General features: G+C 61.7%; 19 protein-coding genes. 9 read left to right on the top strand and 10 right to left on the bottom strand.

Translation table 11 applies throughout. The features are described 5' to 3' along the window. The first annotated feature begins 72 nt into the window (after positions 1-72). From ACRESH_RS06260 to ggt, 6 genes are all read left to right on the top strand, one after another. Positions 73-1,506 carry a coniferyl aldehyde dehydrogenase gene (locus ACRESH_RS06260; RefSeq protein ID WP_431741151.1) on the top strand — a complete coding sequence of 478 codons (1,434 nt, stop codon included), beginning with the start codon at positions 73-75 and terminating at the stop codon, positions 1,504-1,506. 23 nt (positions 1,507-1,529) lie between these two features. Next, positions 1,530-2,063 (top strand): twin-arginine translocation pathway signal protein, encoded by a 534-nt coding sequence (locus tag ACRESH_RS06255; protein ID WP_431741150.1) that lies wholly within the window; start codon positions 1,530-1,532, stop codon positions 2,061-2,063. A 27-nt stretch (positions 2,064-2,090) separates the two neighbouring features. After that, positions 2,091-3,689 carry a GMC family oxidoreductase N-terminal domain-containing protein gene (locus ACRESH_RS06250; RefSeq protein ID WP_431741149.1) on the top strand — a complete coding sequence of 533 codons (1,599 nt, stop codon included), beginning with the start codon at positions 2,091-2,093 and terminating at the stop codon, positions 3,687-3,689. 112 nt (positions 3,690-3,801) lie between these two features. Further along, positions 3,802-4,281, top strand: a complete 480-nt coding sequence (gene coaD / locus ACRESH_RS06245) for a pantetheine-phosphate adenylyltransferase (RefSeq protein WP_431741148.1) — start codon at positions 3,802-3,804, stop codon at positions 4,279-4,281. Between the two features lie 108 nt (positions 4,282-4,389). After that, positions 4,390-4,641 (top strand): YfhL family 4Fe-4S dicluster ferredoxin, encoded by a 252-nt coding sequence (locus ACRESH_RS06240; protein ID WP_010222176.1) that lies wholly within the window; start codon positions 4,390-4,392, stop codon positions 4,639-4,641. Beyond that, the gene (ggt, locus tag ACRESH_RS06235; protein ID WP_431741147.1) at positions 4,641-6,329 is read left to right on the top strand and encodes a gamma-glutamyltransferase; all 1,689 of its coding nucleotides are present in this window, start codon (positions 4,641-4,643) and stop codon (positions 6,327-6,329) included. Before ACRESH_RS06240 ends, ggt begins: the two co-directional genes overlap by 1 nt. A gap of 6 nt (positions 6,330-6,335) precedes the next feature. Here ggt and mutM read toward each other — a convergent pair whose 3' ends face one another. Next, positions 6,336-7,148, bottom strand: coding sequence for a bifunctional DNA-formamidopyrimidine glycosylase/DNA-(apurinic or apyrimidinic site) lyase (gene mutM / locus ACRESH_RS06230; RefSeq protein WP_038615620.1), 813 nt, complete (start codon positions 7,146-7,148; stop codon positions 6,336-6,338). Between the two features lie 3 nt (positions 7,149-7,151). Beyond that, positions 7,152-7,964 (bottom strand): HDOD domain-containing protein, encoded by an 813-nt coding sequence (locus tag ACRESH_RS06225; protein ID WP_431741227.1) that lies wholly within the window; start codon positions 7,962-7,964, stop codon positions 7,152-7,154. A gap of 207 nt (positions 7,965-8,171) precedes the next feature. On the opposite strand from ACRESH_RS06225, the gene ACRESH_RS06220 reads away from it, so the two are divergent. Next, positions 8,172-9,368: a class I SAM-dependent rRNA methyltransferase gene (locus tag ACRESH_RS06220; RefSeq protein WP_431741146.1), complete on the top strand. Its 1,197-nt coding sequence runs from the start codon at positions 8,172-8,174 to the stop codon at positions 9,366-9,368. A 168-nt stretch (positions 9,369-9,536) separates the two neighbouring features. On the opposite strand, the gene ACRESH_RS06215 is transcribed toward ACRESH_RS06220, so the two are convergent. Then, the gene (locus ACRESH_RS06215) at positions 9,537-10,349 is read right to left on the bottom strand and encodes a magnesium transporter (protein WP_431741145.1); all 813 of its coding nucleotides are present in this window, start codon (positions 10,347-10,349) and stop codon (positions 9,537-9,539) included. Positions 10,350-10,872: 523 nt separating this feature from the next. Here ACRESH_RS06215 and ilvD point away from each other — a divergent pair. After that, entirely contained in the window at positions 10,873-12,714 is a 1,842-nt protein-coding gene (gene ilvD / locus ACRESH_RS06210; RefSeq protein ID WP_431741144.1) for a dihydroxy-acid dehydratase, read from the top strand. A 57-nt stretch (positions 12,715-12,771) separates the two neighbouring features. Here the strand turns inward: ilvD and ACRESH_RS06205 are convergent, their stop codons facing one another. Genes ACRESH_RS06205 through ACRESH_RS06195 form a run of 3 tightly spaced genes read right to left on the bottom strand, consistent with a single transcriptional unit; the run spans position 12,772 to position 17,980 of the window. Next, positions 12,772-15,825, bottom strand: a complete 3,054-nt coding sequence (locus tag ACRESH_RS06205) for an efflux RND transporter permease subunit (protein WP_431741143.1) — start codon at positions 15,823-15,825, stop codon at positions 12,772-12,774. Beyond that, a complete protein-coding gene (locus tag ACRESH_RS06200; RefSeq protein WP_431741142.1) occupies positions 15,822-16,892 on the bottom strand; it encodes an efflux RND transporter periplasmic adaptor subunit in 1,071 nt (356 codons plus the stop codon). Before ACRESH_RS06200 ends, ACRESH_RS06205 begins: the two co-directional genes overlap by 4 nt. Next, a complete protein-coding gene (locus ACRESH_RS06195; RefSeq protein ID WP_431741141.1) occupies positions 16,889-17,980 on the bottom strand; it encodes an efflux RND transporter periplasmic adaptor subunit in 1,092 nt (363 codons plus the stop codon). The genes ACRESH_RS06200 and ACRESH_RS06195 overlap by 4 nt, the downstream gene beginning before the upstream one ends. Before the next feature lie 148 nt (positions 17,981-18,128). On the opposite strand from ACRESH_RS06195, the gene ACRESH_RS06190 reads away from it, so the two are divergent. After that, positions 18,129-19,325, top strand: coding sequence for an AAA family ATPase (locus tag ACRESH_RS06190; RefSeq protein WP_431741140.1), 1,197 nt, complete (start codon positions 18,129-18,131; stop codon positions 19,323-19,325). A gap of 72 nt (positions 19,326-19,397) precedes the next feature. Here ACRESH_RS06190 and ACRESH_RS06185 read toward each other — a convergent pair whose 3' ends face one another. Genes ACRESH_RS06185 through ACRESH_RS06170 form a run of 4 tightly spaced genes read right to left on the bottom strand, consistent with a single transcriptional unit; the run spans position 19,398 to position 23,498 of the window. Further along, the gene (locus ACRESH_RS06185) at positions 19,398-20,288 is read right to left on the bottom strand and encodes an ABC transporter permease subunit (RefSeq protein WP_431741139.1); all 891 of its coding nucleotides are present in this window, start codon (positions 20,286-20,288) and stop codon (positions 19,398-19,400) included. After that, positions 20,285-21,205 carry an ABC transporter permease subunit gene (locus ACRESH_RS06180; RefSeq protein WP_431741138.1) on the bottom strand — a complete coding sequence of 307 codons (921 nt, stop codon included), beginning with the start codon at positions 21,203-21,205 and terminating at the stop codon, positions 20,285-20,287. The genes ACRESH_RS06185 and ACRESH_RS06180 overlap by 4 nt, the downstream gene beginning before the upstream one ends. Further along, positions 21,202-22,344 carry a polyamine ABC transporter ATP-binding protein gene (potA, locus tag ACRESH_RS06175; protein WP_431741137.1) on the bottom strand — a complete coding sequence of 381 codons (1,143 nt, stop codon included), beginning with the start codon at positions 22,342-22,344 and terminating at the stop codon, positions 21,202-21,204. Before potA ends, ACRESH_RS06180 begins: the two co-directional genes overlap by 4 nt. Positions 22,345-22,403: 59 nt before the next feature. Next, positions 22,404-23,498, bottom strand: coding sequence for a polyamine ABC transporter substrate-binding protein (locus ACRESH_RS06170; RefSeq protein ID WP_431741136.1), 1,095 nt, complete (start codon positions 23,496-23,498; stop codon positions 22,404-22,406). Positions 23,499-23,576: the final 78 nt, after the last annotated feature.

The raw sequence follows: 23,576 nt of genomic DNA, 5'->3' as shown, positions 1-23,576 counted from the left end.
CGTCAAAATCTAGTCGCAAAAAGGCTATATTAGAGTTTAAGCTCTATAAAACACACTGCCGTGGAGTTTCGCATGACCGCCGATGCTGCTCGTCTTTTACCCCCCAGCGCCCTTGATGACCTCGCTGCCCAGTTCAGCGCCCAGCGTCAGGCTTTTGCCGGCAATCCCATGCCACCTGCGGCCCAGCGATTGCAGTGGCTCAAGAGCCTGCGGCAGATGTTACTCAGCCACCAGGACGCATTGATCGCAGCCATCAGCGACGACTTCAGCGGCCGTAGCGCCGATGAAAGCCGCCTGGCCGAATTGATGCCGAGCATCCAGGGCTTGCGTCATGCCGAGCGCCATCTCAAGCAGTGGATGAAGGCCTCATCGCGCAAGGTTGGCCTGGCCTTCCAGCCAGCCAGCGCCAAAGTGCTGTATCAGCCGTTGGGCGTGGTCGGGATCATCGTGCCGTGGAACTACCCATTGTTCCTGGCCATGGGCCCTTTGACCTGCGCCCTTGCCGCTGGCAACCGGGTCATGCTCAAGCTCAGCGAAGCCACCCCGGCGACCGGCCTGCTGCTCAAGCAATTGCTAGAATCGGCGTTCCCCGAAGACCTGATCAGCGTGGTGTTGGGCGAGGCTGATGTCGGCGAAGCCTTCTCGCGCCTGCCTTTCGATCACCTGCTGTTCACCGGCGCCACCAGCGTCGGGCGCCACGTGATGCTGGCGGCAGCGCAGAACCTGACACCGGTGACCCTGGAGCTGGGCGGTAAATCACCGGCCATCGTCTCGGCCAGCGTACCCCTGGCCGACGCCGCCGAACGTATCGCCTTCGGCAAGACCCTCAATGCCGGACAGACCTGCGTGGCACCGGACTATGTGCTGGTGCCACGCGAACGCCTGGACGACTTCGCCACGGCCTACCGCAGCGTCATTCATCGCTTTTACCCGACCGTGGCAGACAACCCGGACTACAGCGCGATCATCAACCCGCGCCACCTGGCGCGCCTGGAAAGCTACCTGAGCGATGCCCGCGACAAGGGTGCGAAGATCATTGACCTGTACCCGCAGGAGCCGCGCCAGGGTCGTCGTCTTCCCCCTCACCTGCTGCTGCAGGTCAGCGACGAGATGCGCGTGATGCAGGACGAAATCTTCGGGCCGCTGTTGCCGCTAGTGCCCTACGACAGCCTTGATGAAGCGCTTGCATACATTAATAAGCGCCCTCGTCCCCTGGCGCTTTACTACTTCGGCTACGACCGCTGCGAACAACGGAAGGTGCTCGAACAGACCCATTCCGGTGGCGCCTGTCTCAACGACACCTTGCTGCATGTAGCCCAGGATGACCTGCCCTTCGGCGGTGTCGGCCCTTCGGGCATGGGCCACTACCACGGCCACGAGGGCTTCCTGACCTTCAGCAAAGCCAAGGCAGTGTTCGCCAAGCAGCGCTTCAACGCCGCAAGGCTGGTCTACCCGCCCTATGGCAAGCCCTTGATCAGGCTGGTGTACAAACTCTTCATTCGCTAACACCACGACCAGGCATAACAACAATGACCACACGCCTGCCTGCACCACCTGCCCTGAGCCGCCGCGGGTTGCTCAAGTTCAGCCTCGGCGCCAGCGCCTTCCTGGCCACCGCCGGGTTGGGCGCCAGCCTCACGGGGTGTTTTGCACAAACCCCGGCCACCGGCCTCATCGCCCTGCGCCAGAGCGATCTGCCAGTAATACGTGCGCTGATTCCGGTGGTGCTCGCCGGCACCACAGCCCCTGAGGCTACTGAGACCTTGCTGCGGCAACTGGACAACAAACTCGCCAGCCTGTCCCCGGCCATGCTCAAGCTGACCCGGCAACTGTTCGATGTGCTCGCCTTGCCGGTCACCCGTGGGCCGCTGACCGGCATCTGGGGCAGTTGGGAAAACGCCAGCACCGAGCAAATCGAGGCCTTTCTCCAGCGTTGGCAGGACAGCTCGCTGAACCTGCTGCGCATGGGCCATGCCTCGCTGCTGCAGTTGCTGCAGATGGCCTGGTACGAAATGCCCGACGCTTGGGCGCACTGTGGCTACCCGGGCCCACCCAAGGTCTGAACCGCCCATAACGACAAGAGGCTGAAGATGCCCGTACCCGATCTGTTCCGCGAGGGCCTCGCCCGCGGCTGGAAAACCCGTGACGCCTCGCGCCTGGACCAGGACCTGACCCTGGAAACCGATATCGCCATCATCGGCAGCGGCGCCGGTGGCGCCACCAGCGCCGAACTGCTCAGTGCCGCCGGTTTCAAGGTGTTGCTGATCGAAGAAGGCCCGCTCAAGACCAGCAGCGACTTCCACATGCTCGAAGACCAGGCCTACGCCAGCCTCTACCAAGAAGGCGTCGGCCGCATGAGCAAGGATGGCGCCATCACCATCCTGCAGGGCCGCGCAGTGGGGGGCACGACCCTGATCAACTGGACCTCGAGCTTCCGCACGCCCGAGCCGACCCTGCAGCACTGGGCCAGCGAACACGGTGTCAAAGGCCTGAGCAGCACCGAACTGGCGCCCTGGTTCGAGCGCATGGAACAGCGCCTGGGCATCGCCCCCTGGATCATGCCGCCCAATGCCAACAACGAGGTACTCAAGCGCGGCTGCGAAACACTCGACTACAGCTGGGAGGTCATCCCGCGCAACGTGCGCGGCTGCTGGAACCTGGGTTACTGCGGTTTGGGCTGCCCGGTCAATGCCAAACAATCGATGCTGGTGACCAGCATTCCCGCCACCCTGGAAAAGGGCGGCGAGCTGCTCTACCTGGCCCGTGCTGAACGCTTGATCCACGATGGCGAGCGCATCAGCGGCCTGCAATGCCTGGCCATGGATGCGCGTTGCGTGAACCCCACCGGGCAGCAGATTCAGGTCAAGGCGCGCCACTACATCCTCGCGGGTGGCGGTATCAACAGCCCGGCGCTGCTGCTGCGCTCGGACGCCCCGGACCCGCATGCACGCCTGGGCAAACGGACCTTCCTGCACCTGGTCAACTTCAGCGCCGGACTGTTCAAGGACAAGGTCAATCCTTTCTACGGCGCACCGCAATCGATCTACTCCGACCACTTTCAGTGGCGCAATGGCGTCAGCGGCCCAATCGGCTACAAACTCGAGGTGCCGCCGCTGCACCCGGCACTGGCCAGCACCCTGCTTGGCAGCTTCGGCAGCGACAACGCAATGCGCATGGAGCAACTGCCCAATACCCACGTCATGCTCGCCCTGCTGCGTGACGGTTTCCACCCGGACAGCATCGGTGGTGAAGTCCAGCTGCGCGGCGACGGCTCGCCGGTGCTCGATTACCCGGTTTCGCCCTACACCTGGGACGGCGTACGCCGCGCCTTTCACAGCATGGCCGAGATCCAGTTCGCTGCGGGAGCCGAGGCGGTACTGCCGCTGCACTGCGAAGGTCGCTACGTGAAGAGCCTCGGTGAAGCCCGGCAGATGATCGACGGCCTGAGCCTTGAGCTGTTCCGTACACGCCTGGGCAGCGCCCATGTCATGGGTGGCTGTGCCCTGGGTGAAGACCCACGCCAGGCCGTCTGCGACAGTCTGGGACGGCATCATCAGCTGGCCAATCTGTCGATCCACGACGGTTCACTGTTCCCCACCAGCATCGGCGCCAACCCGCAATTGTCGGTGTACGGCCTCACGGCACGGCTTACCGATGGCCTGATCGAACGCCTGGTTGCCGGGAGATGACAACAAATGGGCACACTGTCTATAGTGCCTTCAGCGCGCGCAGGCGACTTGGCCGACTGCCACTGCTGCGATACCATCCGACTCCCCAACGCACTCCTGCCAGGACGACGCGATGAACCGAGTGTTGTACCCAGGTACTTTCGACCCTATTACCAAGGGCCATGGCGATCTGGTCGAGCGTGCCTCACGGCTGTTCGACCAAGTGATTATTGCGGTCGCCGCCAGCCCGAAGAAAAACCCGCTGTTCCCACTGGAGCAACGGGTGGAGCTGGCTCGTGAGGTCACCAAGCACCTGCCCAATGTCGAAGTCATCGGCTTCTCATCCTTGCTCGCGCACTTTGCCAAAGAACAGCAGGCTAATGTGTTCCTGCGCGGCCTGCGTGCCGTCTCGGACTTCGAGTACGAGTTCCAGCTGGCGAACATGAACCGTCAGTTGGCACCGGACGTCGAAAGCCTGTTCCTCACCCCTTCCGAGCGTTATTCGTTCATTTCCTCGACCCTGGTTCGGGAAATCGCGGCGCTGGGTGGCGACATCACCAAATTTGTCCATCCCATAGTGGCCGAAGCCCTGACCGAACGCTTCAAGAAGTGACATTGGTGATTTGACCACGGCGCCTGCGTGCACTACGGGCGCTAATGCGGCACAATTATGCCCATTGGTTTTCAAATGCCCGGCTTCTGAGCCCGGGCCGGAGTCCCCATGTCCCTGATCATCACCGACGACTGCATCAATTGCGACGTCTGCGAACCCGAGTGCCCGAACGCCGCTATTTCCCAGGGCGAAGAGATCTACGTGATCGACCCGAACCTGTGCACCCAGTGCGTCGGCCACTATGACGAGCCACAGTGCCAGCAAGTCTGCCCGGTTGACTGCATCCCGCTGGATGAAGCCCATCCGGAGACCGAAGAGCAGTTGATGGAAAAATACCGCCGAATCACCGGCAAGGCCTGATGCCGTTCGTCGCCCGCCTCGCCCCTCTGGTTCTTGGCGCCGCCCTGGCGCTGGGGACAGCCAGTGCCAGGGCACAAGGCCCGGGGCACGCGGCGATTGCCAGCCCGCACGCCGGAGCTACCGCTGCTGCGCGGGAAATCCTCGAACAAGGCGGTAATGCCTTCGATGCGGCAATTGCGGTCAGCGCAGCGCTAGCTGTCGTCGAACCTTATGGATCCGGGCTCGGTGGCGGTGGGTTCTTCCTCCTGCGCGAAGGCGACACGCCGGCACGCTACGCCTTTATCGACGCCCGCGAGCGCGCGCCAGGAAAAGCCAGCGAGGCCATGTACCTGAAGGACGGCAAGGTTCAGCCTGGCCTATCCGTCAACGGCCCTCTGGCAGCAGCGATTCCCGGCTTGCCAGCGGCGCTGGCGGACCTCGCTGCGCACTACGGCAAACTGCCACTGAAAAACACCCTGGCCCCGGCCATTCGCCTGGCCAACCAAGGTTTTGCCGTCGACCGCATTTACCGGGATCGGGCCAAGATGCGCTTGAGCGCCCTGCGCGACGATCCGGAAAGCGCCCGGCTGTTCCTCAAGAACGGTGAAGTACCGGCCCTTGGCGCACAGATCCGCCAGCCAGAACTGGCCGTCACCCTTGAGCGCCTGGCCAACCAGGGCCGCGAGGGTTTCTACAGCGGCCCGACCGCGCAGGCCATGGTCCAGGGCGTACAGGCCGCAGGCGGTATCTGGAGCCTGGATGACCTGGCTAACTACCGCACTGCCAAACGCGAACCGTTGCGCTACCAACTGGCCGATCAGCGCGAACTGATCAGCGCTCCTCCGCCATCGGCCGGAGGCGTGGCCCTGGCCCAGAGCCTGGCAATGCTTCAGCGCCTGCCCTGGCAAAGTGCCGAGCCGGTGCAGCGCAGCCACTACGTGCTGGAAGTATTGCGCCGGGCCTACCGCGACCGTGGCCTGCTCGGCGATCCGGATTACGTGGCCAACCCTGTGCCACAACTGCTGGCGCGCAACTACCTGGCCAGCCTTGCCGACAGTATCGACGTGCACCAGGCCACGCCAAGCAGCAGCCTGCCGCCCGCCCCGGCCTGGCGTGAAGGCGACCACACCACCCACTTCGCCGTGATCGATGCCCAAGGCAATGCCGTGGCCGCGACACTGTCGGTCAACCTGCCATTCGGTGCGGCCTACAGCGCGCCCGGCACTGGCGTGGTGTTGAACAACGAGATGGACGACTTCGCCGCCGACCCACACGGCAGCAACAGTTACGGCCTGGCCGGCAGCCAGGCCAATGCCGTGGCCGCTGGCAAGCGGCCGCTGTCGAGCATGAGCCCGAGTTTCATCGAAAGCCCGACGCAGTTCGCCGCCTTCGGCACACCGGGCGGCAGCCGCATTCCGAGCATGGTGCTGTTGTCGATGCTGGGCTTTCTCGAAGGCAAGCCGGTCGCCCACTGGCCCGCAGTACCGCGTTATCACCACCAGTACCTGCCAGATGTAGTCGAGCACGAGCCGGGCGCGTTCAGCGCCGAACAGCAGCGCGAGTTGCAGGCACGCGGCTACCAGCTCAAGGACCTGGGCCGCACCTACGGCAATCAGCAAGTGTTGTTCTGGGACAAGTCCAGGCAGACCCTGGAGGCCGCCAGCGACCCGCGCGGCGTGGGTGCCGCCGAAGTGCTCAGCCCACGCTGAGCACCATCACTTCTGGCAGCGCGGGCAGAAAACGCTGGCGCGCTGGCCCAGCTTGACCTCACGCAGGATGCTGCCGCAGACCTTGCAGGGTTCTTCTCTGCGCCCGTAGACGAACAACTCCTGCTGGAAATAACCCGGCTGGCCATCACCGCCGACAAAGTCGCGCAAGGTGGTGCCACCGCGCTCGATCGCGCAGGCGAGGATGCGTTTGATCTCGATCGCCAGCTTCAGGTAACGCGCCCGCGAGATGCTCCCGGCTTCGCGGCGCGGGTCGATGCCTGCGGCGAACAGCGCCTCGGTTGCATAGATGTTGCCGACCCCGACCACCACCGCGTTGTCCATGATGAACGGCTTGACCGCCATGGCCTTGCCACGCGACAGCTGGAACAGGCGCTCGCCATCGAACAGGTCGGTCAGCGGCTCAGGGCCGAGCTTAATCAGCAGCTCATGGTTGAGCGGATCGAGACTCCAGAGCATCGCGCCGAAGCGTCGCGGATCGGTGTAGCGCAAGGCCAGGCCCGACTCCAGCTCGATGTCCACATGCTCATGCTTGGCTGCCGGCAAACCGATCTCGACCAGGCGCAGGTTGCCGGACATACCCAGGTGGCTAATGAGCGTGCCGACCTCGGCATTGAGCAGCAGGTACTTGGCGCGGCGCTCGATCTTGACGAAACGCTGCCCGGACAGACGAATATCCAGGTCCTCAGGAATTGGCCAGCGCAGGCGCCGGTCGCGCACGATCACCCGGTTGACGCGCTGGCCTTCCAGGTAAGGCGCAATGCCGCGCCGGGTGGTTTCGACTTCTGGTAATTCCGGCATAAATCAGTGACTGCCCAATTCGCGAATGGTCTGTTTAAGGTTCTCAAAGTCGTACTCGGAAAGCCCCACATAGTCGAGCACCAAGTGCCCAACGGCATTCCATTCGTGGTCAACGTTCTGGTTGCCCAACACCCGGTACGACGAGCAGATGTGTTCGGCCATCTTGAGGATCGCCAGCAGGTTCTTCAGCTGGCTGTTACGCGCCGACTCATCGCTGAACACTGCCAGGGCGTTGTGATGGTTGGCGATGGCATTGCTCAGGTGCTCGGGCAGGCGCCAGGACTTGGCGGTGTAGTAGCCGACCACGGCGTGGTTGGTGTTGAACACCTGGTTCTCGGTATCCACCACCCGTTGATGGCTGTCAGTACTGGCGTAGGCATCCTCAAGTACGCGCATGTAATCGGGGAAGCGCTTGAGCATCAGCGGCACGCCGCAGTCATGGAACAGGCCCAAGGCATAGGCCTCATCCACCGCCTGGGAGCCGATACGCTTGGCCAGGGTCAGGCAGGTCATGGCCACGTCCTGGGCGGTGTCCCAGAAACGGTTGAGGGTGACGATGGTGTCGTCGCTCATCTCGCCCTTGATCGACTGGGCGTTGATCAGGTTGATGATCGAGCGACTGCCGAGCAGGTTCACCGCACGCTGGATCGAGGCAATCTTGTTGGTCAACCCGTAGTAAGGCGAATTTACCAGCTTGAGCAAGGCGCCAGACAGGCCTGGGTCCTGGGCGATCAGCTTGGCGATCACCTCAAGGTCGGGATCAGGCATGTATTGCTCGAACTGCAGGTCAACCATGATCTGCGGCTGTGGCGGCACACTGATGCCTTGCAAGACGTGCTGGATCTGTTCGGCGGAAAGTTCCTGGGACATATGTACACACTCGGGGCTGAGCGGCGATTCTAACCCGATCATACTGGCCAAGGGGGAAGCGAAAGGCCACTGCTCTGTTGCAATTTGTCGCTATTCTCATCGGCGCAGTGGGCATCGGGTTATACTCCCGCTCTTTTTTCCCGGAGCGACGTCATGTCCCTGCCCAGCCTTCGTCTCAAAGCCAATGCCGACCGCCGCCTGCGCGCCGGCCACCTGTGGGTCTACAGCAACGAAATCGACGTCGCCGCGACCCCGCTGCATGGCTTCAAGGCCGGTGACCAGGCGATTCTTGAAACCGCCGGTGGCAAAGCCCTGGGCGTCGTTGCCATGAGCCCGAACAACCTGATCTGCGCCCGCCTGCTGTCGCGTGACGCCAAGTTGGCGCTGGACAAGTCGCTGCTGGTGCACCGCATCAACGTTGCCCTGTCGCTGCGTGAGCGTCTGTTCGACAAGCCGTTCTACCGCCTGGTGTACGGCGATTCCGACCTGCTGCCGGGTCTGGTGGTCGATCGTTTCGGCGACATCCTCGTGGTCCAGCTGGCATCGGCCACCATGGAACAGCACAAGGACGACGTCATCGCCGCCCTGGTACAGGTGCTCAAGCCGAGCGGCATCCTGTTCAAGAACGACTCGGCCGCACGTGACGCCGAAGGCCTGAATCGCTACGTTGAAACCGTGTTCGGCCTGGTGCCGGAGTGGGTTGCCCTGGAAGAGAACGGCGTGAAGTTCGAGGCCCCGGTGATGGAAGGCCAGAAGACCGGCTGGTTCTACGACCACCGCATGAACCGTGCACGCCTGGCGCCGTATGTCCGGGGCAAGCGCGTCCTCGACCTGTTCAGCTATATCGGTGGCTGGGGCGTGCAGGCCGGTGCCTTCGGCGCCAGCGAAGTGTTCTGCGTCGACGCCTCAGGCTTTGCCCTCGATGGCGTTGAGCGCAACGCCGCGCTCAATGGCATTGCCGAGAAACTCACCTGCATTGAAGGCGACGTGTTCGAAGCACTGAAGGAGCTCAAGGCCTCAGAAGAACGTTTCGACGTAATCGTTGCCGACCCGCCCGCTTTCATCAAGCGTAAAAAAGACCTGAAAAACGGCGAAGGCGCCTACCGCCGCCTGAACGAACAAGCCATGCGCTTGCTGACCAAGGACGGCATTCTGGTCAGCGCTTCGTGCTCGATGCACCTGCCCGAGGACGACCTGCAGAACATCCTGCTGACCAGCGCCCGCCACCTGGACCGCAACATCCAGCTGCTCGAACGCGGCGGCCAGGGCCCGGATCACCCGGTCCACCCGGCGATCCCGGAAACCCGTTACATCAAGAGCATCACCTGCCGCTTGCTGCCTAACAGTTAAGCTGCGCAGTGAAAAATCCCGGCCAGGTGCCGGGATTTTTACAGCTGCGGATCACTGCTAATCGAGGCACAGCGTCATCTCTAGCAACCGTAGCCTGGCCTCAGATATCCAGCACCTGCGAAGCAATCCCGAAGTACACCAATACCCCGGCTGCATCGGCGATGGACGTCACCAAAGGGCCAGGGCCACCCCACACTCACGCCCCAGCAGGCTCAACCAGTCACGCATGACTACTTCACCCGTGGCCAGGGCGCGCACCATAAGCGTTGCCGACTGGGCGCCGGCATTGCCACCGCTGTCGACCAGCAACGGCAGGAAGAACACCAGGGCGATATGCGCAGCGATGGTGTCTTCGAAAGCAGCGATACCCGCCCCGGAAAACAGGTTGCCGAATACCAGCAACACCAGCCAAAGCACGCGTTTGCGATAGAGCAAACCCACCGTAGCCGTCCTCAGGTTACCCAGGTGGGTACCGATCAGGGCGCCCTTGTGAAAGTCCTCGGTGGCCTCCTCGACCACCACATCCATAGCGTCGTCACAGGTGACGATACCCACCAGGCGCCCGCCGTTGCCCAGTACGGGCAAGGCAAGCAGATCGTGTTCACTGATCAACCGGGCGACTTTTTCCTGGGAGGTGAAAGCGCTCACACTAAGCACCGGATGCGCCATCAATTGCTCTACCGGCAACTCTGGGGTGGCCAGGATCAGCTCGCGCAGGGACAGCGTACCGAGCAGGTTGCCCTGCTCGTCCAGCACATAGGACTGGTAGATGGTCTCGGCATCAGCGGCTTCGCGGCGCAACATATCGATGGCCTGGCTTGCGCTCAGTCCGCTGCAAATGCAGGAATAATGGCTGCTCATCAGAGCACCTGCGGTGCCTTGCGGATAACGACCGGCCTGCAGCAGGTCGTCGCGACGGGCCTGGGCCTGCTCGCAGGGCAATGCCAGCCCGACCAGGTTTGCTTCGTAGATAGATGTCATATCGATCTCCAGGCAGTGACGCAGCTGCCTGGAGGCCGACCGGCAGGCTGTCGGTCAACTAACGGGCAGCCCTGACGCCACTGCGTTCAGTGCCAGAATGTAGGTTCGCGATGAACTGAAACTGGGAAGGTCCATTAAAGGTGTCGTCTCGTGAGCCGCACATGCGGCGCGGCGTTCAATAGCCATACTGGCAGGAGGAAACACCCGCTTTTCCGGGCTTCTGCGGCATTTCAGAAAAACCTTACAGGAGGCTGATATTGGATCTGACACGTCAATCACGGAACAACACCACCGCCGTTCGCCAGTAACCCTCTACAACGCCATTCCTTCACAGCGCCAGCGGTGTAGAATCGGGCTATTCATCGCCAGTCATCCCCGGCGGGTTTATGAGCTCTGGCCGAGCGCACGGCGATCCCGCGGCGATCTCGGCTTCATCCGTACCAGCGGCCACCTGCCTTCGGTGCAAAGGACAAGAGAAGCTCACTCCCCTTTTTGTTACCTGATTAGCCGCCAGGAGTGCTTCATGCCTGATTACCGCTCGAAAACGTCCACCCACGGCCGCAATATGGCCGGCGCACGCGCCTTGTGGCGTGCCACCGGGATGAAAGATGACGACTTCAAAAAGCCGATCATCGCCATCGCCAACTCGTTCACCCAGTTCGTCCCGGGCCACGTGCACCTGAAGGACCTGGGCCAGCTGGTCGCCCGCGAGATCGAACGCGCCGGTGGCGTGGCCAAGGAGTTCAACACCATCGCGGTCGACGATGGCATCGCCATGGGCCACGACGGCATGCTCTATTCGCTGCCTAGCCGGGAGATCATCGCCGACTCGGTCGAGTACATGGTCAACGCCCATTGCGCCGACGCCATCGTGTGCATCTCCAACTGCGACAAGATCACCCCCGGCATGCTGATGGCTGCCCTGCGCCTGAACATTCCGGTGATCTTCGTCTCCGGCGGGCCGATGGAAGCGGGCAAGACCAAGCTGGCCAGCCACGGCCTGGACCTGGTCGATGCCATGGTCATCGCCGCCGACTCGACGGCTTCCGATGAAAAAGTCGCCGAGTACGAGCGCAGCGCCTGCCCGACCTGCGGTTCCTGCTCCGGGATGTTCACCGCCAACTCGATGAACTGCCTGACCGAAGCCCTGGGCCTGGCCTTGCCAGGCAACGGTTCGACCCTGGCCACCCACAGCGACCGCGAACAGCTGTTCCTGCAGGCCGGACGCACCATTGTCGAGCTGTGCAAGCGCTACTACGGCGACAACGACCACAGCGTCCTGCCGCGTAATATCGCCAACTTCAAGGCGTTCGAAAACGCCATGATGCTCGATATCGCCATGGGTGGTTCGACCAACACCATCCTGCACCTGCTGGCCGCCGCCCAGGAAGCCGAGATCGATTTCGACCTGCGCGATATCGATCGCCTGTCGCGCAAAGTGCCGCAGCTGTGCAAAGTTGCGCCGAACATCCAGAAGTACCACATGGAAGACGTCCACCGCGCTGGCGGCATCTTCAGCATCCTCGGCTCGCTGGCCCGTGGCGGTCTGCTGCACACCGACCTGCCGACCGTGCACAGCCCGAGCATGGAAGAAGCCATCGCCAAGTGGGACATCACCCAGACCGACGATGAAGCGGTGCACCACTTCTTCAAAGCCGGCCCTGCCGGTATTCCGACCCAGACCGCATTCAGCCAGTCGACCCGTTGGGACACCCTGGACGACGACCGCGAAAACGGCTGCATCCGCAGTGTCGAGCACGCCTACTCGCAAGAAGGCGGCCTGGCCGTGCTGTACGGCAACATCGCCCTGGACGGTTGCGTGGTGAAGACTGCCGGTGTCGACGAGTCGATCCACGTCTTCGAAGGCAACGCGAAAATCTTCGAAAGCCAGGACAGTGCAGTACGCGGCATCCTTGCTGATGAAGTGAAGGCTGGCGACATTGTCATCATTCGCTACGAAGGTCCGAAAGGTGGCCCGGGCATGCAGGAAATGCTCTACCCGACCTCCTATCTGAAGTCCAAGGGCCTGGGCAAAGCCTGTGCCTTGCTCACCGACGGCCGCTTCTCCGGCGGCACCTCGGGCCTGTCGATCGGCCACGCTTCGCCTGAAGCGGCTGCCGGCGGCGCCATCGGCCTGGTGCAGGATGGCGACAAGGTGCTGATCGACATCCCCAACCGCTCGATCAACCTGCTGGTCAGCGATGAAACGTTGGCGGCACGTCGCGTCGAACAGGACAAGAAAGGCTGGAAACCGGTGGAAGTACGCCCACGTAAAGTGACTACTGCACTTAAAGCCTACGCCCTGCTGGCGACCAGTGCTGACAAGGGTGCGGTACGCAACAAGGCGATGCTCGACGGGTTGTAAGTCGAAGCGGAACCCTAAAAAACCGGCGCCTCGTGCGCCGGTTTTTTTGCCTGTGATTTATGCGCCGTGCCCCTGCGGCTCCTTGATCTTGTACCAGGCCACATACAGCGCCGGCAGGAACAGCAAGGTCAGGAGCGTAGCAATAATAATCCCGCCAATCATCGCGTAGGCCATCGGCCCCCAGAACACCTCACGGGCGATCGGGATCATGCCCAGGCTCGCCGCCGCCGCAGTGAGCAGGATCGGTCGACGGCGGTGATTGGTAGCTTCCTGCACCGCCGCCCACGGCGTGAGCCCCTGCCCTTCGTACTCGTCGATCTGGGTCACGAGGATCACCGAGTTGCGGATGATGATGCCGATCAGCGCAAGAATCCCGAGGATTGCCACAAAGCCCATGGGCGTGCCCGTCGGTACCAGCGCCAACACCACGCCGATCAAGCCCAGCGGCGCCACACTGGCCACCAGGAACAGCTTCTGCACGCTGTGCAGCTGGATCATCAGGAACGTGCCCATCAGGAACAGCATCAGCGGCAACACTTTGGCGATCGGCCCCTGGGCCTTGCCGCTTGCCTCCACCGTACCGCCGGTTTCGATCTTGTAGCCCACCGGCAATTTGCTGGCGAAGTCATCGATCGCCGGTTTGAGCTCACGAACCAGGTCGGTCGGCTGGATATCGCCACGCACTGCAGCCTTGATGGTGATGGTCGGCTTGCGGTCGCGACGCCAGACCAGCGGCTGCTCCAGTTCGTAGCGCACGGTGGCGAAGGCCAGCAACGGAATCGAGGTGCCGCTGGGGGTGACGATCTGCAGGTTCTGCAGGGTCTGCGGCGAGCTACGCTCACTGTCTTCGGCGCGGGCGATGACGTCGATCAGGTAGATGTTGTCGTTCACCTGGGTTATCGCCGTGCCGCTGACAATGCTGTTCATGACATTGGCCACGTCCTCGGACGACAGGCCAAGCTGACGCGCCTTGTCCTGAGCGATTTCGACCCGCATTACTTTGCCCGGTTCGTTCCAGTCGTAAATCATCTGGCCAATGTTGTCGTTGCTGTCGAGCAAGGTCGCCAGGGCAATGGCATGTTTACGCACCTCGTCGATATCCTTGCCCATAACCCGGTACTGGATCGGCAGCCCCACCGGCGGGCCCATTTCCAGCGACTGGACGTTGCTGCCGATACCGACGAAGTCTTCGCGCAAACGCTGCTTCAAGCGTTTGATCAACACTTCGCGCTCTTCGAAACCTTTACTCACGATCACCAGCTGGGCGTAGTACGGGTTCTGCAGTTGCTGGTCCAGCGGCAGGTAGAAGCGAATGGCGCCCTGACCGATATAGGTGCTCCAGCGCTCGATGTCCGGATCACCCTTGAACGTTGCCTCAAGCCGATCCACCGCTTTACGGGTTTCTTCGATCGAGGCGTTCTGCGGCAGGTTGAGGTCGACGAGAATCTCTGGGCGGTCCGAAGAGGGGAAGAACTGATTCTGCACGAAACGCATGCAAAACAACGCCAGCACAAACAGCAAAACAGTGCCGATGATGGTCAGCCAGCGATGGCGCATGCACCACAACAGGCTGTGTTCGAAAGCCTTGCCGACGCGGCCGGTCTCCTCGTTATGGGCTTTGGCCTTGACGTTGAGGATATGCACGCCGAGCACCGGCGCAAATACCACTGCCACCACCCAGGACACCAGCAATGCCGCGGCAATTACCGCGAACAGGGTGTAGGTGTATTCCCCCGCCGAACTGGCATTGAGGCCGATCGGCATGAAGCCGGCCACGGTCACCAGGGTACCGGTAAGCATCGGGAATGCCGTTGAGGTATAGGCGAAGGTCGCGGCCTGCTCCTTGGTCTCGCCCATTTCCAGGCGCGTGACCATCACCTCCACGGTGATCATTGCATCATCCACCAACAGGCCGAGGGCAATGATCAACGCGCCCAGGGAGATCCGCTGCATGGTGATACCGCTGTACTCCATGAAAATGAACACCATGGCCAGTACCAGCGGAATCGAACAGGCCACCACCAGACCGGCACGAACGCCCAGACTGATGAAGCTAACCACCAGTACGATGATCACGGCCTCGAACAATGCGCTGGTGAAACCACCGACCGCTTCCTCCACCACCACGGCCTGATCGGACACAGTGTGCACCCCGACGCCCACCGGCAGCTCGCTGATCACTTGGTCCATCATTTTGTGCAGATTGGCGCCAAACGCCTGGATGTTGCCACCGGCCTTCATGCCGATGCCCAGGCCAATGGCAGGCTGTCCGTTGTAGCGGAACATCGGCGCTGGCGGATCGACGTATCCACGCTGAATCTCGGCGATGTCTGCCAGGCGGAAGAATCGGTCATTGATACGCAGGTTGACCGCTTCCAGGTCTTTCTCCGAGGCGAACTGACCGGAAGTGCGCACCGACACACGTTCAGGGCCGGCTTCGATGACCCCGGCCGGGGTCACCGCGTTCTGGCTCTGCAAGGCCTGCAGCACCTGGCGCTGATCGATACCGAACGAAGCGAGCTTGCGTGTGGAGAAGTTCAGGTACAGCACCTCGTCCTGGGCGCCGATCATCTCGACCTTGCCCAGGTTCGGCACCTCGCGGATCTGGGCCCGCACCTGCTCGACGTAGTCACGCAACTGGCGCATGGTCAGCCCGTCGGCGGTAAAGGCGTAGATCGAACCGTAGACGTCCCCGAACTCGTCGTTGAATCCCGGCCCCTGGATACCCACGGGGAACTGGCCGCGAATATCCTGGATCTTCTTGCGCACCTGATACCAGATTTCAGGGATGTCCTTGGCCGGAGTGGTATCCAGCAGGTTGACATAGACCGTTGATTCACCCGGCCGGGTATAGCTCTTCACATAGTCGAGCGAATCCAGCTCCTCGAGCTTTTTTTCGATGCGGTCGGTGACCTGGAGCAGGGTTTCATCCTGAGTTGCGCCCGGCCAGCGGGTCTGGATGACCATGGTCTTGATCGTGAATGAAGGGTCTTCCTCGCGCCCCAGGTTCATGTAGGAGAACACACCCATCAGCAAGCTGACGAACATCAGGTACCAGACAAAGGATTGGTGCTTCAGCGCCCATTCCGACAGGTTGAAGCTTCCTTTCATCGTGGATCTTCCTCATCGACTATGACCTTCTGGCCTGCTTTCAGGCTGTTCACACCGGCTGTCACCACGCGTTCCCCTGCCTGCACGCCCGAGCTCAGCACCACACTGTAGGGGGTACGTTCAAGCAGTTTCACCTCGCGGGTGGCAACGGTTTTGTGCTGCGGATCGACCACCCATACCCGGGCCTGGCCTTCACTTTCCAGCAACGCTGAAGCCGGCAGCTCGCTGCGCGGCGACACCGCTGAGGTCAGCGTGACACTGATTGCCGTACCCAAATAGAAGGCCTCGGGTGTACTGGCCAGGGTCAGGCGCGCACGCCGGGTTCGGGTGGCGGCGTCGGCCTGGGGCTCAAGCTCACGCAAGGTCGCGGTAGTGTTGATACTCGGATCGAGTTGCGAAGCCACCACAAACTTCAAATCAGCGGACAACTGTTCGGCCAGGTAGGTCGGCAGGTCGATAACTGCCTCCTTGATATCCGGACGGGCCAGGGTAACCACCGCCTGGCCGGCACTGACGGTCTGCCCCGCTTCTGCCTGCCAGTGGGTGACCACTGCAGCGTGATCGGTCTTGAGTCCGCTGTATCCAAGCTGATCACGCGCTTGGGCGACAGCGGCCCGTGCCTGCTCCAGGGCAGCTCCGGTGGTTTTCAGATTGGTCTGGGCGATATCCAGTTGCGCCTGGGCGCCCACGCCGCGATCGAACAACTGTTGCTGGCGGCGCGCATCGGCCTGGGCATTGATCCACTGTGCCTGGACCTTGGCCTGGTCGCCCTCGGCTGCGCGCAGCTGATTGCGCTGATCGGCCGGATCAAGGCTGGCCAGTAAGTCACCCGGTTTCACCTCACTACCGACATCGACCCAGCGCCGGGCAATACGACCGGCAACACGAAAGCCCAGGGTGCTCTCATAACGTGGCTGAATGGAGCCCGCGAACCGTCCAAGATTGGCTTGTACCTGCGGTTGGACAATCACCGACAGCACCGGGCGGATCGGCTCCGACTCCGCGGTATTCTTTTCACAACCGGCCAGCAACAGAACGCTGCACAGGCCAAGTACGACTGCTTTCATTGTGCCACCCCACTGTCCTTGAGCGGCGCGATTTCCACCTGCATGCCCGGGTTGAGCAACTGTCCGCCTGCCACAACCACGGTCTCTCCCCCTTTGAGGCCTTCACCGATCACCACCTTGCCGGTGAGATAGCGACTGACCTTGACCTGCTGCAGGCTGACCTTGTTACCCTCACCCACCAGCCAGACGGCCGGATCATGCAGAGCCTTGGTCAACGCTGACCAAGGCAGTTCGATACTTGGCTTACCCTGGGCATGGCCGGTAGCCGTGACCGGCGAACCCAGCTCCATTCCGGGCGGTACATCGCGCAACGCCACCTTGACCTGCACCGTGCCACTCTGCGCTGAAACGGTCGGGGTGATTTCACGCACATGCCCCTTGGCCTGGATCTTCGGGTTATCCACCAGGCTGACGGTGATCGTCTCGCTGCTGGGCGGCGCGACCAGCAAGGACTCGTAGACATTGAACACCGCATCACGGTCGCCATCGTGGGCCAGGCTGAAGATCGGCGCCGTGGCCTGCACGACCTGCCCCACTTCGGCCTGGCGTTCGGTGATGACCCCGGCCGCATCCGCCACCAGTGCGGTGTAGCTCAACTGATCGCGGGCATTGGCCAGTTGCGCCTGGGCGGCTTTCAAGGCGCTCTGGCTACTGCGCAGCGCCGCCTGCGCGGAGTCGTATTCACTCTGGCTGGTATAGCCTTTGGGCAACAGTTTCTGCTGACGGACAAACGCGGCGACGGTCTGGGTCACCCGTGCCTGCTCGGCGAATACTTCGGCCTTGGCCGAGTCGACATTGGCTTGCAGGTCTTTGGGGTCAAGCCGGGCCAGAACCTGATTGGCCTTGACGTGATCGCCGACATCGACGCTGCGGGAAATGATCTTGCCACCCACGCGAAACGACTGATCCGCCTGCACCCGCGCCTGGACATCGCCAGTGAGGGTCACGGAAGCAGCAAAATCGCTGGGTTGAACACGTTGTACGCCCACCCTGGGCAACTCGATTTCGGCAGTGCTCTTCTCGCCGCAGCCCGTTAGCACGAGCGCCGAGCCCAGGCTGACGACCAATACAGTACGCAACACCGTCATGCAGGCTCCTTGCATGTGTCAGATCGATTCAGAGATGCGAGTGTTAGCGTAGATCAGGGATTGGGCGACCGCTGTAACTAATGCAATTCCTTTGAGCTTGATCAGTCGGCGATACTGACGCCACCATCACCTGCGCAAGGACGCCAAGATGCTGACCACATTGGCCGTTGCAAACTACCGCTCGATCAATCACCTGGTGCTGCCCCTGGCCCGCCTGAACGTCATCACTGGCCCCAACGGCAGCGGCAAGTCCAACTTGTACAAAGCCTTGCGCTTGCTCGCTGAAACCGCCCAGGGCGGTGTCGTCAATGCTTTGGCCGGTGAAGGCGGACTGGAATCGACCTTCTGGGCAGGCCCCGAGCGCATCAGCCGCCGCATGAGCCACGGGGAAGTAGCTGTTGAGGGCGGCCCGCGCCAGGACGCCAAACGCCTGCGCCTGGGCTTTGCCGACGAGGATTTCGGTTATGCCATCGGCCTTGGTCTGCCAGCGTCCAGCGGACACTTCATGCTCCCGGGACAAGGCTCGCGGATCCCTTCGCGCTTCACTCTCGACCCGCAGATCAAGCGCGAATGCATCTGGGCAGGCCCGCTCTATCGCCCGTCCAGCCTGCTGGTGGATCGCCAGGGTGCGATGCTCCGTGCCCGCGAAGGACGCCAATGGGACGTACTGGCCCAGCACACGCCGGACTTCGACAGCCTCTACGACCAGGTCGGCAACCTGCGCTCATCGCCTGAAGTGCTGCATCTGCGCGAGCGCATCCGTGGCTGGCGTTTCTATGATCACTTTCGCACTGATCGCGACGCCCCGGCACGACGGCCCCAACTGGGTACCCGCACCCCAGTCCTGCATCACGACGGTCGCGACCTGGCCGCCGCCTTACAGACCATTATCGAGATCGGCGACGCCCAGGCGCTGTGGGATACGATCAGCGACGCGTTTCCTGGCTCACACCTGACCATCGATGCGGTACCTGGCGGCCTGTTCAGTTTGCAGTTCTATCAGGAAGGATTGCTGCGGCCGCTGTCGGCTGCCGAGCTGTCGGATGGAACCTTGCGTTACCTGCTGCTGGTGGCTGCGCTGTTGAGCCCCAGGGCGCCGACCATGATGGTGCTCAACGAGCCGGAGACCAGCCTGCACCCGGACCTGCTGCCGGCGTTGGCACGCTTGATCATTCGCGCAACGGAGCATTGCCAGGTGTGGGTGGTTTCGCACGCAAGGCGACTGGTGGCCGCTCTGGAACAGGATGCGACCTGCAACTCGATCGTACTGGAGAAGGAATTGGGACAGACCCGGGTGGCGGGTCAGGGGGTGCTGGATGCGCCGGCCTGGCATTGGCCGGAGTGAGTCCGCTGGGGCCTGATCGCGGGCAAGCCCACTCCTGCTGTAGGAGCGGGCTTGCCCGCGATGTTTTTCAGGTCAAGCCGAAACCGGCGTCGGCGCGCGACGCACGTCCGGTTGTTTCCACGAATCGGCAGCACTTTCCTCGATGGCTTGCTGGATCGCCCGACGACGACGCTCCTCGGCCTGACGGCTGAAGTACCAGACCATGAAGGTCACCAACGACACCGACAGCAGGATCAGGCTGGCCACCGCGTTGATTTCCGGCTTCACGCCCAGGCGCACGGCCGAGAACACTTCCATCGGCAAAGTGGTCGAACCCGGACCGGACACGAAGCTGGCCAGTACCAGGTCATCCAGCGACAGGGCGAAGGACATCATGCCGCCCGCCGCCAGCGAGGGTGCGATCATCGGGATGGTGATCAGGAAAAACACCTTCCACGGCTTGGCACCCAGGTCCATGGCTGCTTCCTCGATGGACAGATCCAGCTCACGCAGACGTGCCGACACCACCACCGCCACATAGGCAGCACAGAAGGTGGTATGCGCGATCCAGATGGTCACGATGCCGCGCTCCTGCGGCCAGCCGATCATCTGCGCCATGGCCACGAACAGCAGCAACAGCGACAGACCGGTAATCACCTCAGGCATTACCAGCGGCGCGGTGACCAGGCCACCGAACAGGGTACGGCCCTTGAAGCGCGTCACCCGGGTCAGCACGAAGGCCGCCAGGGTGCCCAGCGCCACAGCAGCGATCGCGGTGTAGCAAGCGATCTCCAGCGAGCGCATCACCGAGCCCATCAGTTGGCTGTTGTCGAGCAGGCCGACGTACCACTTCACCGACCAGCCGCCCCAGACTGTCACCAGCTTCGAGGCGTTGAACGAGTAGATCACCAGGATCAGCATGGGCAGGTAGATGAACAGCAAGCCCACAATCAACATCAGCTTGGAGAAACTGAAACGCTTCATGCCCGGCCCTCCATCTCTTTAGCCTGACTACGGTTGAAGAGCAGAATCGGCACGATCAGGATCGCCAGCATCACCACCGCCAGGGCGGACGCCACCGGCCAGTCACGGTTGTTGAAGAACTCTTGCCAGAGCACTTTACCGATCATCAGGGTTTCCGGACCGCCGAGCAGTTCCGGGATAACGAACTCACCGACCACCGGAATGAACACCAGCATGCAGCCGGCGATGATGCCGTTTTTCGATAGCGGCACGGTGATCTTCCAGAAACTGTTGAAGGTGCTCGAACCCAGGTCCGATGCGGCCTCAAGCAAACTCTGGTCGTGTTTGACCAGGTTGGCATAGAGCGGCAGGATCATGAACGGCAGGTACGAATAGACCACACCGATATACACCGCAAGGTTAGTGTTGAGGATCTGCAACGGTTGGTCGATCAAGCCCAGCCACATCAGGAAGCTGTTGAGCAGACCGTTGTTGCTGAGAATGCCCATCCAGGCGTAGACGCGGATCAGGATCGCAGTCCAGGTCGGCATCATGATCAGCAGCAACAGGACCGTCTGCGACTCCTTGCGCGCGTTGGCAATGGCATAGGCCATCGGATAACCGATCAACAGGCACAACAGGGTGCTGAAGAAGGCCATCTTCAACGAGCCCAAATACGCCGAGATGTACAGCTCATCCTCGGTCAACAGACCGTAGTTGGCCATGTTCAGCACCAGCTGTAGCTTGTCTTCGACGTAGCTGTAGATTTCGGTGTAGGGCGGGATCGCCACGTCTGCTTCAGCAAAGCTGATCTTCAGGACGATGAAGAACGGCAGCATGAAGAACAGGAACAGCCAGATGAACGGCACGCCGATCACCAGATGGCGCCCCTCGGGCTTTACTCGATCGAATGCTCGCTTGAGCTTGCGCATGTTCATGACCGCAGTACCACGCCGCTGTCGTCTTCCCACCAGACGTAGACCTGGTCATCCCAGGTCGGCCGGGTGCCCTGGCGCTCGGCGTTGGCGACGAACGACTGGACAACCTTGCCGCCAGGCAGCTCGACGTAGAACACCGAGTGGCCGCCCAGGTAGGCGATGTCGTGAACCCTGCCGCGCGACCAGTTGTGTTCGCAGGTCGGCTGCTCGGTGGTTACCAGCAGTTTTTCCGGACGCAGCGCGTAGGTAATGCGCTTGTCTTCTACCGAGGTGGTGACACCGTGGCCGACGTAAATCTTGCGCTCAAGTTCAGGGCTGGCGATGACCGCATGACCTTCGGCGTCATCGACCACTTCACCGTCGAACAAGTTGACGTTGCCGATGAACTCGCAGACCAGGCGACTGGTCGGGGTCTCGTAGATGTCGATCGGGCTGCCGATCTGGGCGATCCAGCCCAGGTGCATGATGGCGATGCGCTGGGCCATGGTCATGGCCTCTTCCTGGTCGTGGGTCACCATCACGCAGGTCACACCAACCCGCTCAATGATTTCCACCAGCTCCAGTTGCATCTGCGAACGCAGTTTCTTGTCCAACGCGCCCATCGGCTCATCGAGCAGCAGCAGCTTGGGCCGCTTGGCCAAGGAGCGGGCCAGGGCCACACGCTGACGCTGACCACCGGAAAGCTGGTGCGGCTTGCGCTTGGCGTACTGAGTCATGTGCACCAGCTTGAGCATTTCGCCAACGCGGGCATCGATCTCGGCCTTGGGCATACGGTCCTGCTGCAGACCGAAGGCGATGTTCTGCGCCACGGTCATGTGCGGGAACAATGCATAGGACTGGAACATCATGTTGATCGGCCGCTCGTAGGGCGGCATGTCAGTGATGTCTACGCCATCGAGGAAGATTCGCCCCTCGGTTGGTCGTTCGAAGCCAGCCAGCATGCGCAGCAAGGTGGATTTACCCGAACCCGAACCACCGAGCAGGGCGAAGATCTCACCCTTCTTGATTTCCAGGGACACATCGTCCACGGCGATGGTTTCGTCGAACTTTTTCGTGACCCGGTCGATTTTGACCAGCACCTGTTTAGGTTGCTGGTCGCCCTCGAGGGCTTTCTTATAGGCACCGGAGGCAACAGCCATTTATGAAACTCCCAACAAGATTTTTTGCGTCCGCCCCTGCCGTGACGGACCCTGGATATTTACTTGCCCGACTTGACCTTGGTCCAGCTGCGGGTCATCAACCGTTGCACCTTGGGAGGTAGCTCCGAGTTGACGTACAACTTGTCCAGCACTTCTTGCGGTGGGTAAACCGCTGCGTCGGTTCGCACGCTCTGGTCCATCAGATCGCCAGCCTTGAGGTTCGGGTTGGCATAACCGACGTAATCACTGACCTGGGCGATGACCTCAGGCTGCAGCAAATAGTTGATGAAGGCATGGGCCTCTTTGACATTGGTGGAATCCTTGGGGATTGCCAGCATGTCGAACCAGAGGTTGCCGCCTTCCTTGGGAATCACATAAGCCACTTCCACGCCCTTGCCGGCTTCTTCGGCACGGGACTTGGCCTGGAACACATCGCCGGAGAAACCGGCGGCCACACAGATGTCGCCATTGGCCAGGTCCGAGATGTACTTGGACGAGTGGAAGTAGGTCACGTAAGGACGCACCGCCAGCAGCTTGTTCTCGGCATCGGCGTAGTCCTTGGGGTTGGTGCTGTTGGGATCACGCCCCATGTAGTTCAGCACCGCCGGGAGCATCTCATCGGCCGAGTCGAGGAAGGCGACGCCGCACTTGGAGAGCTTCTTGATGTTTTCCGGCTCGAACAGCATGGCCCAGGAGTCGATCTTGTCGGTACCCAGCGCCGCCTTGACCTTCTCGACGTTGTAGCCGATGCCGTTGCTGCCCCACAGGTAGGGGACGGCGTACTGGTTACCCGGGTCGTTCTTCTTCAGACGCTTCATCAGCGCCGGGTCGAGGTTCGAAAAGTTCGGCAGCAGCGACTTGTCGAGCTTCTGGAAAGCGCCCGCCTTGATCTGCTTGCCGAGGAAATGGTTGGACGGCACCACTACGTCATAACCGGTACGACCGGCCAGCAGCTTGCCTTCCAGGGTTTCATTGGAGTCGAAGACATCCTGTACCGGTTTGATACCGGTGGCTTTCTCGAAGTCCGCGAGTGTCGTCTGGCCGATGTAGTCCGACCAGTTGTAAATGTGCACCGTGGGCGCCGCTTGGACGCTGATCGCCAGCGTCAGACCCGCTCCAGCCAAGATGGCCTTGCGAAATACAGAAATAGACAAGTGGGAGGTCCTCTACAAAAGTGCCCAAGTCAAACGGCAGAAATCCCTGCCGGACAAGCAAACCGGCGCGCAACTTAC

It is taken from the genome of Pseudomonas sp. (genome assembly GCF_050739775.1).
Lineage (GTDB): Bacteria > Pseudomonadota > Gammaproteobacteria > Pseudomonadales > Pseudomonadaceae > Aquipseudomonas.
The sequence above is the reverse complement of the archived record's forward strand: the minus strand, read 5'-3'. Positions and strand labels throughout refer to the sequence as shown.

What these genes read in the sequence shown, in the direction of transcription:
- ACRESH_RS06260 (WP_431741151.1), top strand. Translation starts at nt 73, where the DNA reads ATGACCGCCGATGCTGCTCGTCTTTTACCCCCCAGCGCCCTTGATGAC.
- ACRESH_RS06255 (WP_431741150.1), top strand. Translation starts at nt 1,530, where the DNA reads ATGACCACACGCCTGCCTGCACCACCTGCCCTGAGCCGCCGCGGGTTG.
- ACRESH_RS06250 (WP_431741149.1), top strand. Translation starts at nt 2,091, where the DNA reads ATGCCCGTACCCGATCTGTTCCGCGAGGGCCTCGCCCGCGGCTGGAAA.
- coaD (WP_431741148.1), top strand. Translation starts at nt 3,802, where the DNA reads ATGAACCGAGTGTTGTACCCAGGTACTTTCGACCCTATTACCAAGGGC.
- ACRESH_RS06240 (WP_010222176.1), top strand. Translation starts at nt 4,390, where the DNA reads ATGTCCCTGATCATCACCGACGACTGCATCAATTGCGACGTCTGCGAA.
- ggt (WP_431741147.1), top strand. Translation starts at nt 4,641, where the DNA reads ATGCCGTTCGTCGCCCGCCTCGCCCCTCTGGTTCTTGGCGCCGCCCTG.
- mutM (WP_038615620.1), bottom strand. Translation starts at nt 7,148, where the DNA reads ATGCCGGAATTACCAGAAGTCGAAACCACCCGGCGCGGCATTGCGCCT.
- ACRESH_RS06220 (WP_431741146.1), top strand. Translation starts at nt 8,172, where the DNA reads ATGTCCCTGCCCAGCCTTCGTCTCAAAGCCAATGCCGACCGCCGCCTG.
- ACRESH_RS06215 (WP_431741145.1), bottom strand. Translation starts at nt 10,349, where the DNA reads ATGACATCTATCTACGAAGCAAACCTGGTCGGGCTGGCATTGCCCTGC.
- ilvD (WP_431741144.1), top strand. Translation starts at nt 10,873, where the DNA reads ATGCCTGATTACCGCTCGAAAACGTCCACCCACGGCCGCAATATGGCC.
- ACRESH_RS06205 (WP_431741143.1), bottom strand. Translation starts at nt 15,825, where the DNA reads ATGAAAGGAAGCTTCAACCTGTCGGAATGGGCGCTGAAGCACCAATCC.
- ACRESH_RS06200 (WP_431741142.1), bottom strand. Translation starts at nt 16,892, where the DNA reads ATGAAAGCAGTCGTACTTGGCCTGTGCAGCGTTCTGTTGCTGGCCGGT.
- ACRESH_RS06195 (WP_431741141.1), bottom strand. Translation starts at nt 17,980, where the DNA reads ATGACGGTGTTGCGTACTGTATTGGTCGTCAGCCTGGGCTCGGCGCTC.
- ACRESH_RS06190 (WP_431741140.1), top strand. Translation starts at nt 18,129, where the DNA reads ATGCTGACCACATTGGCCGTTGCAAACTACCGCTCGATCAATCACCTG.
- ACRESH_RS06185 (WP_431741139.1), bottom strand. Translation starts at nt 20,288, where the DNA reads ATGAAGCGTTTCAGTTTCTCCAAGCTGATGTTGATTGTGGGCTTGCTG.
- ACRESH_RS06180 (WP_431741138.1), bottom strand. Translation starts at nt 21,205, where the DNA reads ATGAACATGCGCAAGCTCAAGCGAGCATTCGATCGAGTAAAGCCCGAG.
- potA (WP_431741137.1), bottom strand. Translation starts at nt 22,344, where the DNA reads ATGGCTGTTGCCTCCGGTGCCTATAAGAAAGCCCTCGAGGGCGACCAG.